This window comes from Psychrobacter sp. 1Y1, assembly GCF_051847395.2.
In the GTDB taxonomy this organism is placed as follows: domain Bacteria; phylum Pseudomonadota; class Gammaproteobacteria; order Pseudomonadales; family Moraxellaceae; genus Psychrobacter.
Map to the genome: position 1 here is coordinate 1778796 of NZ_JBPYDF020000001.1, position 19369 is coordinate 1798164.

Here is a 19369-nt window from a genome sequence, read left to right on the forward strand (position 1 = left end):
GCTAGTGACTATTATGAATACATAAATCTCTTAAAAGAATTTTTTGATTTAGAAAAATAAAAGGTAAATCGACTATGAATACTATCGTTGTCAAAACCAATAATGCCACTCAAACTGTCAGCCAAGTACAAATCATCACCAAGGACGGAGTACCAACTGTTATTGCTGCTGAGGGACAAGTGAACTATGAGTTTCATGATACTTCCATTGGTTATGCGCCTAATCATATTATTACTAAGCGTATTAAAAATGATTTACATGTGTCGTTTGAAAAAGAAGGACAAGAGAGCGACCTTATTATTGAAGGTTTTTATGATGATCCAGATAGTGCTTTAGTTGGTATTGCTGAAGATGGTGAGTACTACTACTACATACCAGATACAGGTGAGACGTATGACTACGTCACGCAATTAGAAGTGGGCGACGTTGAAGGGCAAGCTTTGGGTGGACAGGATTATATAGCCGCTGCTATTCCTTGGTGGATACCTGCTGCAGCTACATTAGGCCTAGCGGGTATAGCTGCGGCGTTAAGTGGAAGAGGGGATGACAATGTCATAGCACCTGTGAATGATGCCCCTGTGGCAACCGATGGCGCTATCAGCACCCCAGAAGGTACAGCTATCGCTGTACCGCTGATTGCCAGTGACATCGATGGCGTGGTTGAGGGCATCACTCTCACCACCTTGCCAGATGCTGCCCAAGGCGTCCTAAGTTACACCAATGCGGCAGGGGACAGTGTACCTGTCGTCGCGGGTACCCCGCTGAGTGCTGCTGAAGCGGCCACCGTGCGCTTTACCCCAACAGAGAACTTCAATGGTACGGTGGACGATATCGAATTCTTCGCCACCGATGATGATGGCCTAGACTCAGCACCTGCCACCGTGACGGTCAAGGTCACTGACGTGAATACCCCGCCAACGGCTACCGATCAGAGTCTGACGACCGATGAAGACACGGCAGTGCCGGTAGTGCTAATCGGCGATGATATTGATGGTGTGGTTGCCAGTGTCACCGTATTGCAAGTACCGCCTGCCAATCAAGGGGTACTGAGCTATGAAGATAATGGCCAAATGGTTGAACTCACGCCAGGTACTGTATTAACCGCTGACCAAATCACCAGCGTTATGTTCACTCCTGCGCCGAACTTCAACGGACGAGTCAGCAACATCCAATTCAGCACCACCGACGATGATGGTGCCATATCAGCGCCAGCCACCGTTGAGATCACGGTCAATGATGTGAATGATGCCCCTGTGGCAACCGATGGCGCTATCAGCACCCCAGAAGGTACAGCTATCGCCGTCCCGCTGATTGCCAGTGACATCGATGGCGTGGTTGAGCGCATCACCCTCACCACTTTGCCAGATGCTGCCCAAGGCGTCCTAAGTTACACCAATGCGGCAGGGGACAGTGTGCCTGTCGTCGCGGGTACCTCGCTGAGCGCTGCTGAAGCGGCCACCGTCCTCTTTACCCCAACTGAGAACTTCAATGGTGCGGTGGAGGCCATTGACTTTATCGCCACAGACGATGATGGTCTAGACTCGGCGCCTGCCACGGTGACGTTAACGGTTACTGACGTGAATACCCCGCCAACGGCTACCGATCAGAGTCTGACGACCGATGAAGACACGGCAGTGCCGGTAGTGCTAATCGGCGATGATATTGATGGTGTGGTTGCCAGTGTCACCGTATTGCAAGTACCGCCTGCCAATCAAGGGGTACTGAGCTATGAAGATAATGGCCAAATGGTTGAACTCACGCCAGGTACTGTATTAACCGCTGACCAAATCACCAGCGTTATGTTCACTCCTGCGCCGAACTTCAACGGACGAGTCAGCAACATCCAATTCAGCACCACCGACGATGATGGTGCCATATCAGCGCCTGCCACCGTTGAGATCACGGTCAATGATGTGAATGATGCCCCTGTGGCAACCGATGGCGCTATCAGCACCCCAGAAGGTACAGCTATCGCTGTACCGCTGATTGCCAGTGACATCGATGGCGTGGTTGAGGGCATCACCCTCACCACCTTGCCAGATGCTGCCCAAGGCGTCCTAAGTTACACCAATGCGGCAGGGGACAGTGTGCCTGTCGTCGCGGGTACCCCGCTGAGTGCTGCTGAAGCGGCCACCGTCCTCTTTACCCCAACTGAGAACTTCAATGGTGCGGTGGAGGCCATTGACTTTATCGCCACAGACGATGATGGTCTAGACTCGGCGCCTGCCACGGTGACGTTAACGGTTACTGACGTGAATACCCCGCCAACGGCTACCGATCAGAGTCTGACGACCGATGAAGACACGGCAGTGCCGGTAGTGCTAATCGGCGATGATATTGATGGTGTGGTTGCCAGTGTCACCGTATTGCAAGTACCGCCTGCCAATCAAGGGGTACTGAGCTATGAAGATAATGGCCAAATGGTTGAACTCACGCCAGGTACTGTATTAACCGCTGACCAAATCACCAGCGTTATGTTCACTCCTGCGCCGAACTTCAACGGACGAGTCAGCAACATCCAATTCAGCACCACCGACTATGATGGTGCCATATCAGCGCCAGCCACCGTTGAGATCACGGTCAATGATGTGAATGATGCCCCTGTGGCAACCGATGGCGCTATCAGCACCCCAGAAGGTACAGCTATCGCCGTCCCGCTGATTGCCAGTGACATCGATGGCGTGGTTGAGCGCATCACCCTCACCACTTTGCCAGATGCTGCCCAAGGCGTCCTAAGTTACACCAATGCGGCAGGGGACAGTGTGCCTGTCGTCGCGGGTACCTCGCTGAGCGCTGCTGAAGCGGCCACCGTCCTCTTTACCCCAACAGAGAACTTCAATGGTACGGTGGACGATATCGAATTCTTCGCCACCGATGATGATGGCCTAGACTCAGCGCCTGCCACCGTGACGGTCAAGGTCACTGACGTGAACACCCCGCCAACGGCTGACGATCAAAGTCTGACGACCGATGAAGACACCGCGGTGTCTGTGCCGCTCATAGGCGCTGACATCGATGGCACGGTTGTGAGTGTCACCGTATTGCAAGTACCGCCTGCCAATCAAGGGGTACTGAGCTATACCCGTGCAGGTGGACAAGTGGTTGAGATTACCCCAAATACCACCCTAAGCGCAGCGGAAGCTGAAACGGTCACCTTTACCCCAGCACCTAATTTCAATGGTGCGGTTAGTGACATCCAATTCAGCACCACCGACGATGATGGTGCCATATCAGCGCCTGCCACCGTTGAGATCACGGTCAATGATGTGAATGATGCCCCTGTGGCAACCGATGGCGCTATCAGCACCCCAGAAGGTACAGCTATCGCTGTACCGCTGATTGCCAGTGACATCGATGGCGTGGTTGAGGGCATCACCCTCACCACCTTGCCAGATGCTGCCCAAGGCGTCCTAAGTTACACCAATGCGGCAGGGGACAGTGTGCCTGTCGTCGCGGGTACCCCGCTGAGTGCTGCTGAAGCGGCCACCGTCCTCTTTACCCCAACTGAGAACTTCAATGGTGCGGTGGAGGCCATTGACTTTATCGCCACAGACGATGATGGTCTAGACTCGGCGCCTGCCACGGTGACGTTAACGGTTACTGACGTGAATACCCCGCCAACGGCTACCGATCAGAGTCTGACGACCGATGAAGACACGGCAGTGCCGGTAGTGCTAATCGGCGATGATATTGATGGTGTGGTTGCCAGTGTCACCGTATTGCAAGTACCGCCTGCCAATCAAGGGGTACTGAGCTATGAAGATAATGGCCAAATGGTTGAACTCACGCCAGGTACTGTATTAACCGCTGACCAAATCACCAGCGTTATGTTCACTCCTGCGCCGAACTTCAACGGACGAGTCAGCAACATCCAATTCAGCACCACCGACGATGATGGTGCCATATCAGCGCCAGCCACCGTTGAGATCACGGTCAATGATGTGAATGATGCCCCTGTGGCAACCGATGGCGCTATCAGCACCCCAGAAGGTACAGCTATCGCCGTCCCGCTGATTGCCAGTGACATCGATGGCGTGGTTGAGCGCATCACCCTCACCACTTTGCCAGATGCTGCCCAAGGCGTCCTAAGTTACACCAATGCGGCAGGGGACAGTGTGCCTGTCGTCGCGGGTACCTCGCTGAGCGCTGCTGAAGCGGCCACCGTCCTCTTTACCCCAACTGAGAACTTCAATGGTGCGGTGGAGGCCATTGACTTTATCGCCACAGACGATGATGGTCTAGACTCGGCGCCTGCCACGGTGACGTTAACGGTTACTGACGTGAATACCCCGCCAACGGCTACCGATCAGAGTCTGACGACCGATGAAGACACGGCAGTGCCGGTAGTGCTAATCGGCGATGATATTGATGGTGTGGTTGCCAGTGTCACCGTATTGCAAGTACCGCCTGCCAATCAAGGGGTACTGAGCTATGAAGATAATGGCCAAATGGTTGAACTCACGCCAGGTACTGTATTAACCGCTGACCAAATCACCAGCGTTATGTTCACTCCTGCGCCGAACTTCAACGGACGAGTCAGCAACATCCAATTCAGCACCACCGACGATGATGGTGCCATATCAGCGCCAGCCACCGTTGAGATCACGGTCAATGATGTGAATGATGCCCCTGTGGCAACCGATGGCGCTATCAGCACCCCAGAAGGTACAGCTATCGCCGTCCCGCTGATTGCCAGTGACATCGATGGCGTGGTTGAGCGCATCACCCTCACCACTTTGCCAGATGCTGCCCAAGGCGTCCTAAGTTACACCAATGCGGCAGGGGACAGTGTGCCTGTCGTCGCGGGTACCTCGCTGAGCGCTGCTGAAGCGGCCACCGTCCTCTTTACCCCAACAGAGAACTTCAATGGTACGGTGGACGATATCGAATTCTTCGCCACCGATGATGATGGCCTAGACTCAGCGCCTGCCACCGTGACGGTCAAGGTCACTGACGTGAACACCCCGCCAACGGCTGACGATCAAAGTCTGACGACCGATGAAGACACCGCGGTGTCTGTGCCGCTCATAGGCGCTGACATCGATGGCACGGTTGTGAGTGTCACCGTATTGCAAGTACCGCCTGCCAATCAAGGGGTACTGAGCTATACCCGTGCAGGTGGACAAGTGGTTGAGATTACCCCAAATACCACCCTAAGCGCAGCGGAAGCTGAAACGGTCACCTTTACCCCAGCACCTAATTTCAATGGTGCGGTTAGTGACATCCAATTCAGCACCACCGACGATGATGGTGCCATATCAGCGCCTGCCACCGTTGAGATCACGGTCAATGATGTGAATGATGCCCCTGTGGCAACCGATGGCGCTATCAGCACCCCAGAAGGTACAGCTATCGCTGTACCGCTGATTGCCAGTGACATCGATGGCGTGGTTGAGGGCATCACCCTCACCACCTTGCCAGATGCTGCCCAAGGCGTCCTAAGTTACACCAATGCGGCAGGGGACAGTGTGCCTGTCGTCGCGGGTACCCCGCTGAGTGCTGCTGAAGCGGCCACCGTGCGCTTTACCCCAACAGAGAACTTCAATGGTACGGTGGACGATATCGAATTCTTCGCCACCGATGATGATGGCCTAGACTCAGCGCCTGCCACCGTGACGGTCAAGGTCACTGACGTGAATACCCCGCCAACGGCTGACGATCAAAGTCTGACGACCGATGAAGACACCGCGGTGTCTGTGCCGCTCATAGGCGCTGACATCGATGGCACGGTTGTGAGTGTCACCGTATTGCAAGTACCGCCTGCCAATCAAGGGGTACTGAGCTATACCCGTGCAGGTGGACAAGTGGTTGAGATTACCCCAAATACCACCCTAAGCGCAGCGGAAGCTGAAACGGTCACCTTTACCCCAGCACCTAATTTCAATGGTGCGGTTAGTGACATCCAATTCAGCACCACCGACGACGATGGTGCCATATCAGCGCCAGCCACCGTTGAGATCACGGTCAATGATGTGAATGATGCCCCTGTGGCAACCGATGGCGCTATCAGCACCCCAGAAGGTACAGCTATCGCTGTACCGCTGATTGCCAGTGACATCGATGGCGTGGTTGAGGGCATCACCCTCACCACCTTGCCAGATGCTGCCCAAGGCGTCCTAAGTTACACCAATGCGGCAGGGGACAGTGTGCCTGTCGTCGCGGGTACCTCGCTGAGCGCTGCTGAAGCGGCCACCGTCCTCTTTACCCCAACTGAGAACTTCAATGGTGCGGTGGAGGCCATTGACTTTATCGCCACAGACGATGATGGTCTAGACTCGGCGCCTGCCACGGTGACGTTAACGGTTACTGACGTGAATACCCCGCCAACGGCTACCGATCAGAGTCTGACGACCGATGAAGACACGGCAGTGCCGGTAGTGCTAATCGGCGATGATATTGATGGTGTGGTTGCCAGTGTCACCGTATTGCAAGTACCGCCTGCCAATCAAGGGGTACTGAGCTATGAAGATAATGGCCAAATGGTTGAACTCACGCCAGGTACTGTATTAACCGCTGACCAAATCACCAGCGTTATGTTCACTCCTGCGCCGAACTTCAACGGACGAGTCAGCAACATCCAATTCAGCACCACCGACGATGATGGTGCCATATCAGCGCCTGCCACCGTTGAGATCACGGTCAATGATGTGAATGATGCCCCTGTGGCAACCGATGGCGCTATCAGCACCCCAGAAGGTACAGCTATCGCTGTACCGCTGATTGCCAGTGACATCGATGGCGTGGTTGAGGGCATCACCCTCACCACCTTGCCAGATGCTGCCCAAGGCGTCCTAAGTTACACCAATGCGGCAGGGGACAGTGTGCCTGTCGTCGCGGGTACCCCGCTGAGTGCTGCTGAAGCGGCCACCGTCCTCTTTACCCCAACTGAGAACTTCAATGGTGCGGTGGAGGCCATTGACTTTATCGCCACAGACGATGATGGTCTAGACTCGGCGCCTGCCACGGTGACGTTAACGGTTACTGACGTGAATACCCCGCCAACGGCTACCGATCAGAGTCTGACGACCGATGAAGACACGGCAGTGCCGGTAGTGCTAATCGGCGATGATATTGATGGTGTGGTTGCCAGTGTCACCGTATTGCAAGTACCGCCTGCCAATCAAGGGGTACTGAGCTATGAAGATAATGGCCAAATGGTTGAACTCACGCCAGGTACTGTATTAACCGCTGACCAAATCACCAGCGTTATGTTCACTCCTGCGCCGAACTTCAACGGACGAGTCAGCAACATCCAATTCAGCACCACCGACGATGATGGTGCCATATCAGCGCCAGCCACCGTTGAGATCACGGTCAATGATGTGAATGATGCCCCTGTGGCAACCGATGGCGCTATCAGCACCCCAGAAGGTACAGCTATCGCCGTACCGCTGATTGCCAGTGACATCGATGGTGTGGTTGAGCGCATCACCCTCACCACTTTGCCAGATGCTGCCCAAGGCGTCCTAAGTTACACCAATGCGGCAGGGGACAGTGTGCCTGTCGTCGCGGGTACCTCGCTGAGCGCTGCTGAAGCGGCCACCGTCCTCTTTACCCCAACTGAGAACTTCAATGGTGCGGTGGAGGCCATTGACTTTATCGCCACAGACGATGATGGTCTAGACTCGGCGCCTGCCACGGTGACGTTAACGGTTACTGACGTGAATACCCCGCCAACGGCTACCGATCAGAGTCTGACGACCGATGAAGACACGGCAGTGCCGGTAGTGCTAATCGGCGATGATATTGATGGTGTGGTTGCCAGTGTCACCGTATTGCAAGTACCGCCTGCCAATCAAGGGGTACTGAGCTATGAAGATAATGGCCAAATGGTTGAACTCACGCCAGGTACTGTATTAACCGCTGACCAAATCACCAGCGTTATGTTCACTCCTGCGCCGAACTTCAACGGACGAGTCAGCAACATCCAATTCAGCACCACCGACGACGATGGTGCCATATCAGCGCCAGCCACCGTTGAGATCACGGTCAATGATGTGAATGATGCCCCTGTGGCAACCGATGGCGCTATCAGCACCCCAGAAGGTACAGCTATCGCTGTACCGCTGATTGCCAGTGACATCGATGGCGTGGTTGAGGGCATCACCCTCACCACCTTGCCAGATGCTGCCCAAGGCGTCCTAAGTTACACCAATGCGGCAGGGGACAGTGTGCCTGTCGTCGCGGGTACCTCGCTGAGCGCTGCTGAAGCGGCCACCGTCCTCTTTACCCCAACTGAGAACTTCAATGGTGCGGTGGAGGCCATTGACTTTATCGCCACAGACGATGATGGTCTAGACTCGGCGCCTGCCACGGTGACGTTAACGGTTACTGACGTGAATACCCCGCCAACGGCTACCGATCAGAGTCTGACGACCGATGAAGACACGGCAGTGCCGGTAGTGCTAATCGGCGATGATATTGATGGTGTGGTTGCCAGTGTCACCGTATTGCAAGTACCGCCTGCCAATCAAGGGGTACTGAGCTATGAAGATAATGGCCAAATGGTTGAACTCACGCCAGGTACTGTATTAACCGCTGACCAAATCACCAGCGTTATGTTCACTCCTGCGCCGAACTTCAACGGACGAGTCAGCAACATCCAATTCAGCACCACCGACGATGATGGTGCCATATCAGCGCCTGCCACCGTTGAGATCACGGTCAATGATGTGAATGATGCCCCTGTGGCAACCGATGGCGCTATCAGCACCCCAGAAGGTACAGCTATCGCTGTACCGCTGATTGCCAGTGACATCGATGGCGTGGTTGAGCGCATCACTCTCACCACCTTGCCAGATGCTGCCCAAGGCGTCCTAAGTTACACCAATGCGGCAGGGGACAGTGTACCTGTCGTCGCGGGTACCCCGCTGAGTGCTGCTGAAGCGGCCACCGTGCGCTTTACCCCAACAGAGAACTTCAATGGTACGGTGGAGGCCATTGACTTTATCGCCACAGACGATGATGGTCTAGACTCGGCGCCTGCCACGGTGACGTTAACGGTTACTGACGTGAATACCCCGCCAACGGCTACCGATCAGAGTCTGACGACCGATGAAGACACGGCAGTGCCGGTAGTGCTAATCGGCGATGATATTGATGGTGTGGTTGCCAGTGTCACCGTATTGCAAGTACCGCCTGCCAATCAAGGGGTACTGAGCTATGAAGATAATGGCCAAATGGTTGAACTCACGCCAGGTACTGTATTAACCGCTGACCAAATCACCAGCGTTATGTTCACTCCTGCGCCGAACTTCAACGGACGAGTCAGCAACATCCAATTCAGCACCACCGACGATGATGGTGCCATATCAGCGCCAGCCACCGTTGAGATCACGGTAACTCCTGTTGTTGACATCACTTATGTTGTTATCACGGGAGACGAAAATGTTATTGAAGGTGAAGAGGCTGAATACACAGTCAAGTTTTTAGATGAAAGTGGCAACCCTGTCGTGGTTACTCAAGCCACTGATGTTACCGTCACCTTTAACAATATCAGCACCCAAGACGCCGACACCAACTATAACAATGCCCAAACCATCACGGTTACCATACCTGCCGGACAATCGAGCGTAGCACTTGACGTTGACACCATCGATGACTATCTTGCAGACGATGGCGAAAACTACAGTCTCACCATCACCGGTGTTGGCGCTAACGAATTTGAAGCCGTCGACTTTAGTGACGAGGCGACCAACACCGTCACCACCACCATCGACAGCAATAATGCAGGCGACAGCGCGAATGAGGGCGGACTTGATAGCAATGATGTTGTCTATGTCAAACTAACTGGCGATGACAGCCAAGTAGAAGCAGACGATGCTGTACTGACGCATACCTTATCGCTTGTGGATGCTGATGGTCAGCCTGTTGAAATACCAGTAAGTGGCAGCGTAGTGGTTAATTTATCTTATCTTAACGATGAGACCACTGCGGCTGATTTTGATGCGAGTAGCAAGCTGACTACGGTCACGTTTAATGCCAATACTGGTAATCAAATTATACTGACCAATACGGTGTTAAATGATCGATTAAAAGAAGGCAACGAGAATTATCAACTAGCAATAAGCTCTGTTGATGGTACCAATAGTGGCTTTGAGTCTGTCCAAATTGATACTGAAAATAGCGTCACAGGCGAGATCGTCGATGACGTTGATCTCAAACCTGATGTCAATACTGTACAAGAAGATGGCGTTTTAACCGCGACAGGTAATGTATTAGCTAATGACGAAGTCGGTACCGAAACATCCGTCAGCTTGCAGAGTCAGCCTAGCGATGCAAATGATTATGGCGCGCTGACGCTAAATAATGACGGCTCGTACACCTATGTTCTAAATAATAACAGCTCTACCGTACAAGCCCTTGCCAGAGGGGAGGTAGTTGAACAAGTATTTACTTATAGAGTAGGTGATGATACTCAAACCTTAACCATCACTGTAACTGGTACCAACGACGCGCCAACCTTGGATGTCTCTGGTAATAGTAATACCACTGTCAATTATACAACAGCTTACCAAGAGGGTGATGTCCCTGTTGCTATCAGTGACAGTAGTACCATTGCCGATATTGATAATAACGATACGATTGGTAGTGCATTTATTGTATTAACAAACTCACAAACAGGCGACTTAATTGCTATTGATGAAGGTGATCTACCAGCAGGTATTTCAGCCACATTGTTAGGAAATAGCCGCATTGAGTTGAGCGGGAGTGCAAGCTTAGCTGACTACCAAACCGCTATCGATGCCATCACTTTTGCCAACACCTCTGCTACCCCTAGCGAAATAGACCGTATCATTGAAGTGACAGTCACTGATATAAATAATGCTAATAGTAATACAACAACGACAGTTATCAGTGTGGATGCGACGCCGCAAGCAGTCGATGATTCTGCTCAGGTCACTGAAGGCGGTAAAACTATATCGTCGAATACCACGTCCCTAAACTTACTAACCAACGATGATTTGGGTACGGCAAACACAACCATTACGTCATTCACATACTTAGATGAGAATGGCGATAGTCAAACAGTAGCAGCAGGCTCTGTAGTTGATACTCAATACGGCTCGCTAACTATCAACGCAAATGGCACGTGGACATACACATCGGATGATACATCGGACAATATGGATGGCATTATCGATAGTATCTCTTATACGATTACAGACGCCGATGGTGATACCAGTACCGCTGATTTTAATATCACAGTGGATGACACGCAGCCCACGGCACTTATTCCTGAAGTTACGCTGAATGAAGATGATCTAACTGGCGGTACCGATACGGCGCCTGATGCGCTACGAACGACGCGTAACCTTGGTATCACTAAGGCTGCAGATGACATCAGCGATGTGGTATTCACTGGTGTTACCACAGCAGGGCTAGAGGCCTTAGCGCTTGAGTCCAATGGTGAGCCGTTGACTTACCAGGTGAGCAATGGCGGTCATACAGTGGTTGCTAGTAGTGCCACAGGTAATAGTGTGTTTGCCATTACTTTGACCAGTCCCACGGATAGCACTGGAGATACGCAAGCATTTGTATTTGAGCTACAAGGTCAGCTAGATCACACCGATGGCTTTGATGAAATAACCTTGCCTATCAAATATGAACTTCAAGATACAGATAGCACTAGTGTGCAACAATTTAATGTCTTTATCAAAGATGATGATGTTGAGGCTAAAGATGATACACCTGTAAGTGTGGTGGAAGGCTCGTACATTGATGGTGATGATAGTACATTGCTTACGGGTAATGTGATTGATAACGATAAAGGTGCAGATGCGGATTTAAAAATCAATACCTTTACTTATTTAGATAAAGATGGAAATACGGTTGAAGATTCTACCGAGTTTGGGGTGAGTCTAGAAACGCCAACAGGTACTCTAACGGTTAATGAAGATGGCAGCTGGACGTTTGCCGCTAATAAAGCGATTGATAATCGTGTTCCTGCGCCGCCTCTACCTGATCCACAAGAAGATGGATCATTTAGTTACACACTAATCGACGCCGATGGTGACGTATCGAGCACTGCTAGGCAGCCTATAAGCGTGACAGACACTGCGCCCGTCATTGAAAGCGATGAAAGCGTCATCTTAAAAGAAGACGAATTGTTCCCTAATTCGGGTACTGCTAGCACTTATGTGGTCAAAGTCGATTCCGCATTTACGGTCACTGGCAATGAGGATAATATCTCTGATATTTACTTTACCATGGGTGATGGCGATCTAATAAACGGTCGTTTCCAGAGCAGTGGGCTACCGCTTTATTATCGCTATGCTGAGGTCGATGGCGTAATAGATTATAGCACCCTATATGTGTCGACTACCCAGCGCGGCGAACTGGTTGCGGATACAGTCGATAATCCTAACAACAACGTCATATTCAAAGTGGAAATCAACCCTGAGGGATTGCCTTATACCAGTGCAGATGCCCTGACTTATACTGCCACCCTCTATGATACGATCAGGCACGACAATATTGATGCCGATAATGACGGCAGATTAGACAATATTATATTTGATCTCGATTACGCGGTTGTCGATGAAGATGGCTCGATAACTGAAGATCAATTCGATGTCGAAGTGGAAAATAGACTATTTAATAAAGATCTTGATTTCACTATCAATGAAGGAGACTTTGCGGATATTACTGGGGATGAAAACATCGCTCCAAATGGCAAGAATGCCCTGTTAATCAATGCTGCTGAAAACTTCGATGGCGGTGTAGTCACCATATTGAATTATGATTTATCGTCATCGAGAGTTCTGCAAAGTGGCCAATCTATTTATATTGATGTAAACGGTAATGCCATTGCTACCGATGATCAGGATAACCCAGCCATCGTCGGTAGTTTGAAGAATATCGGTAATGGGCAAATCGAGTTTAATCCAGAAGAGAACTACTCCTCTATCGCGACGCCAAATGATAGAAATGTAGGCACGGCGGAAGCGCCTACAGGTTATGAGCAGACACCTGATTCGTTTGATCCTAATTATAGTGTGATGTTTAACATTCGTCTGCAAGATGGGGGGCAAACTCTAACTAGTAGAATAAATATCGAAGTAGACCCTGTTGCTGATGCGCCTATTATCGTTATTGACGCGGCTGAAGTTGATATCGTTGATGGTGTTTATACAAACGATGTTAAAGAAGATTCATCGACTCAGCTTGGCTTTATAGCACCAATCATTGGTGATAATGGCGGTGAGGCCAGTACGGATTTAAGTATCTATGATGATCCAGTTTATGGTGATGATTATATTAATGGCACTAAGAGCGAGAATGATGACAATACAAACGGTGGATCTGTTGATCGTAGCGAACGTTTTGGGGCGATTACATTAAGCGGATTTCCTGATGGTGTTCAGCTATTTTACACTGATGTCAATGGCGTTCAGGACATCAGTGATAGAATTGGAGAAGATGGTACGATCACGTTTAAACTCACCGATGGTACTCACATTAACAATGAGTTTACGGCTGATGTTGAGAATATGACAAGTGCTGATTTTGAATCATTAATCGTCTCTAACCCAGATCAAAATGCCACTAACTTTACAGTAACCATGAGTGTCACTGAGTATGAAGTTGATGAAAATGGCATCCCTTATCCGCTAGAGCCTAATGACTCCAGTAGTGCTGATCCTGATGGTAGCTTGATAGGAGAAACCACGTCAGTAGATATACTCATCGATGTGCAAGCGGTGACAGATGCATCGATTATTGATTTAGTAGAGCCTGATACACCGCTCCCGCCTGGTACAACTTCTATCACTCTATCAGACGACCCCAACAATGGCATTGATAAAAACGATACGATCAATGCGGTTATCGACGAAGACAGCAGTCTAGATTTGCAGTCTATATTGAATGAAACATTTATAGATGACGATGGTTCAGAGGAGTATTGGTATTCTATTGAAGGGTTCGTTGATGCGCTAAATGGTCAGGTGGTGACGATTAATGGTAACAGCTATACCATAGCTGATGGCACAGTCACTCTTCCAAAAGCGCGAGTGACGGCTAGTGATTTGGACCCAAGCTTTACGTTTACGCCTCCGAAAGATTTTGCGGGTGTGATTAATGCAACACTTACGCTAAATACGCAAGACACCGATGCTGATTCTGTAGGTATCGCCCCTGCCATTCAGACCGCCTCTGTGCAATTGAATATAACGGTCAATCCTACCATCGATGTGACAGCTGTGAATCCACAGGCGGGGGCTGAGGATACAGCGATTGCATTATTTACAACAAATGCTGTTGGCGATTCAGTTTTTACCATTACTGATCAAAATGGTAGTGGAGAATTCTCCAAAGAAGAATTCTCTAAAATAGGTATCTCGCAATCTTCACTAGATGCTAGTGGCGGGACGGTATTGAATGAAAACAATCAAATAGTTGACTTGACTACGCTTGCAACTGAGACGATAGATGGCGATATTTACTATATCTTTGGGAATAATCCAAGTGACGTCGCAGGTTTTACCATTAAGCCGCCAGCGCATAGTAGTACTGATATCAGCTTAACCTATTTTGTAGAGACTACTGATGGTTCAGTCGATAGTGCTAACCCTATTACTGAAAATGAAACCTTTGATGTCACTATTAAGGTCACTCCAGTGGCTGAGAGGGCTGATATCGATAGCGATGGTGACAATAGCAATGATGTCACTCTCAACCCAGACCATACCTATAGCGCACTAGTATTTGAAGACGGAGATGCAGACGGTATTAGCAGTACAGCCCCTGTTTGGTACGATCTATCGACTGATCCGAGTGATACCAACTTTGATTTACTTGATGGTTGGTCAAATGAAGATGATACCAACGACAACAACATTTATACCAAGTCAGAAGAGACCTTTGCCCGTCTGATCGTCCAGATTAGAGCTGAGAACGGTGACTGGGTCAACGCTTCCGGGGCTCAATTCCGTTATGACAGTGCCGGTGAGACGCAGACTGTCACAGCAGGTAAAAATGGCATAGACATACCTGTAGCAGGGCTTAGCAGCTTGGCATTTATTCCGCCTAATAATTATTCAGGCGAACTACGTATTCAAGAGCAAGCGGTCACCATCGACTATGATGAAGATGATGATACCGCAACAGATAAAGTCGTATCTGGCGAGTCTTTTCTTTACCTAACTGTGACGCCTGTTGCTGATGATGTACTGCTTAGCGTGCAACCTGCTAAAGGAGAGGAAGATGCAGGTAGATCTAATGGCAATCCAACCGATGAAGACAGCTATACACCAGATGACACTATTGACAACCCTGAGGGAGGCATTGCGCTTAAGATAAAGGCACAGTCCAAAGATAAAGACGGTTCTGAAACCTTTAATGTCACTATTGATGCGATACCGGATGGTGCCTACCTTTATGTGTGGGATGCTGATAATGGCGCAAATGGTGGCTATGTCTTGATTGACCAAAACTATGGTGCAGTCAATGATGTTACCACAGTAGATAATGCTGATGATACATGGTCGGTCACGTTGACTGATTATCAAAGTGATAAAGTACCATCGTTTATACCGCCACTGAATAGTAATGATAACTATACGCTACAAGTCACTGGTGTATCAGTAGATGGCACGGACACCAGTGAGCCTAGTGCGTCATTGGCATTGCCTATCAAGATTGACACGATTGCGGATAAAATCCTCAATGACGAATTGAATAAAGTTACCTTTGATTATGGTGGGCAAACCTCTGATAACTACGCGGTTATCCTTGAAGAAAGCGCATTGGATGCCGCTAACAGTGAGATAGCCTTTAGGTCTATTTTTAAGACGCCAGAAGATATCCGATCTTACGATGATGATGGATCTGAAATCGTGACCTACGTCATTACTGGTCTCGATGACAGGTTTGCGATGCAGGGAGCAGATGTAACCTTTATCGGTGGTGAAGGCACTGCTAGGCAGTGGGTTGTGACTGATGAAGCGATTAATAATGGCGAGATAATACTCAAAACCGCAGACAACTTCGCAGGCGAAATTAACTTTAATATCAAAGGCGTCAGTACGGAGAAAACAGGCGGTAGTGAGGCAAGTCAAAACCTCCAGCCTGTGCAAATTTTTGTTAAGCCGGATGCGCTTGATAATGATGTGGTTAATCCTACTGCTGAGCAGAATGAAAACGATTCTGTCACGTTAGACTTTGAGCGCGCCTTTAGACGTACGGATAATCCAGATGATTGGACATCAGGTGTTGAAGAGCTAAAGAGTGTGGCTATTAGCGTCACTGACCTTGAGGCACTAGGCGTTCAGCTCACTGTCGGTGTCGGTGTCAATAGCGTTGTTATCACAAGTGCTAACCTCGAAGTTGCTGATGCTGGGTTTTATACCATCGAGCGCGATTCAGAGGGTGCGTTACCTAAGGCTAGTATCATTGCTATTCCAGCTGAGCCTGCCAGTTCTGAGTCTGGTTTTGTCAATTATCAATCAGGCAATGATGTCTATGACTTTGGCATTAAATATACAGTGACTGATACTGTCAGAGCTACGAATAATGAGACGGCAGATATCGTCTATCAAACATCACAAACCCGTGAGACGACATTTGTTGTAGATGTCCTGCCTACTACTAATGTGCCATCATTGGTCAATCTTGCTGAGATTGAGACTTCAGAGACTATTGATATCGATAACGCCGATGTGGCTGATGATGAGGTGATTAAAACGGTCACTCTCACCTCACCAGACCTAGATGGTTCAGAGGTGTTTACACGAGTGCAAGTAGACGGTGTGCCTGATGGTATTTTGGTACAAGTGGATGCTAATGGTGATGGCACCTTCGTTGACGCGGTCAAAGCGGGTGATACCTGGTATGTCGACTTTGATGATGAAACCATAGACACATTTATTACGGCGAGTGTGGACATCAAGTTCAGTGTAAAAGCAGGATATGACGTAGATAATGCAGATGGCTTGACTATCACCGTAACTGCCTATAACCAAGATGCACCTGACGTTGAGAAATCAGCTGACGCAACCTTTGAGTTGACGCTTATTACGGGTATGGACGGTGGTGTGGAAGAGCCTCCTGAGTTGGTAGCAGATCTCATCGTGAAGTCCATAACCTTGACTGAGGATGGAGCCGGTCAATCTTTAGATAACTTTATCATTGGCTCACTTAATCAGGTGGCTTATGACAACCAGACGTCTGCACCGATATCATTCACCATTGCTAACTTGCCTGATGATGTGGTGTTACAAGCGTCTAACGGGGTCTCGTTATCCAAACAAGGCAATACATGGTTGATCAGTGGTAATGTCACCAGTGATAGTGATATTGCTGATTTACTGTCTAATATTAGTATTATTCCCACCAGTGATTACAGTACAAACAACCAAAGTGAGGCAGTTGCTTTAGATATCTCATTTACAGCGACTGACAGTAATGGTGACTCTGAGACTGTGACAGCAGACGATCCAGCGTTTCCAATAGGTGATCCAGACACTAATGACAGCACATTGATTGTGCTGCCCATTACCGATTACTTCGGTTTCCATGAAGAAGATCCTACAGCAGCACAGAATGACGATAATATCGTGATAGCAGAAGATGAGACTAGGACATTAACCTTAGATCTGACCAAAACTGCTGATGTAGGTAATGTCGAAATTATTGGTGGTAATGTCTATCTTCAGTTCGCTGACAATGCTTCCGTTAATGGTACGCTTGAGGACTCTAACGGCGTGCCTTTAGCTACAGTCTCTAATCCTGCAGGATTGCCTATAGGAGAGTATTTTGTGTTGCCAGTAGGCGCAAACAATCCTACGTCTGCTAACTTCAATTTCATTCCTGAACGGAACGAAGATGGCGCGACTGTGATTGAGACGTATGTAGTGCATAAGGAAACGACAGATATCCCAGATCATGACATAACCACGCTAGTATCACGCAAAGACTTTGAAGTCACTGTGGAAAAAGGCGCAGATCCTTTGCTGTTCGTCGTCAATGAGGCCGCGTCAAACTTAACTGTAGATGAAGATCAGGGCGAGATCGGTGACACTACTGACGTCAATGTCGTTAGTATTGTGTATGACACCGTACAAACTGATGAAGATGAAGGTGATAACGATCAGCCTGCTTCCTTCATAATCAACAATATCAATGATAACTTTACCGTATACTATGTCAATGATAGTGGAGATATCGTCATAGCCAACAAAACAGGGACAGGGTCGTGGAGCTTGCCAAGTACCGAGACAAATCCGACGCCCGAGATATTTATCCAAGCACCAGAGAATTATAGTGGTACGAGTAGCGCAGTTATTTCAGTATTAAGTACAGACGGCCTACAGGGTGACACCACGACCGTAGATCTAGTATTTAACCCAATAGCTGATGGTGTTGAGTTAACCCCGCAAAACTCAGCTGGCAAGGCCTATACATGGGTCGAGTTAAATACCAATGCTAAGATGGAAGACACCGATGGCAATGATACTGGTGAAGGAGGCAGTGAGACATTAACATTGACGATTACTCCTGAAGATGGCAAACCCTTCGACGAGTCCATGCTATTTAGGATTGGCGACACAGGAGAGGTCATCGGCTTACGTAATGCCGATAACGATGGCGATGAGGTATCTGTTGAATTTGTAGCGGGTAGCTATGTATTAAGTGGCGTGCCTAGCAGTAGTATTAACGATATACAGATTCTGTATCAATCGTATAACGGCACTATCACTTATACAGGCAAAACTGTCGAGACCTCAGGCCCTGAACAAGTCTTTTCTAGCGAAGAGAACAAAACTGCGGATCTGAACCTGAGTGATTCTGTCGCTATCGAAACAGGGGAACAGAACGATACCATTGCCACCACCAATAGTAGTACTACTGTAAACTCTGGTGCAGGCGATGATCGCATCACTGGCGGTGCTGGTGATGACTTCCTCGATGGCGGTACTGGTGTCAATACACTAATAGGCGGCGCTGGGAATGATAAGTTAGTATTCTCTTTTGATAATTCTTTAATGGATGGCGGTGACGGTATCGATACTCTATTGATCAATGTGGCTAATACCACTATCGATTTTGGTGGCTTTGATAGTGGCGTGATTGAGAACATAGAGATGATTGACCTAACTGGGAACGATGCGCAGTCATTAATTAACATCGGTACCAATGACGTTATTACCATGACCGAAAGCAATAATGAGCTATTTATTAATGGTGATGACGAGGATAAGATATCTTTGACCGCGGAGTTTGTCGAGCAAGAAGTATCTGATCAAGCAGATTACATCCAGTATCAAAGCACAATAGATTCAACGGTTAACTTATACGTCCATGAAGATATCACCATACTATAAGTAGGGTAGTTCAGAGTCGATGCTTTTAGATTACTTTCTTAGGA

At 49.1% G+C, this 19369-nt stretch carries 1 protein-coding gene; it reads left to right on the forward strand.

Annotated features, from left to right (window positions below; all coding sequences use genetic code 11):
- The first annotated feature begins 74 nt into the window (after positions 1 to 74).
- The gene (locus ACS8FA_RS21465; RefSeq protein WP_522901993.1) at positions 75 to 19325 is read left to right on the forward strand and encodes a tandem-95 repeat protein; all 19251 of its coding nucleotides are present in this window, start codon (positions 75 to 77) and stop codon (positions 19323 to 19325) included.
- Positions 19326 to 19369 lie beyond the last annotated feature (44 nt).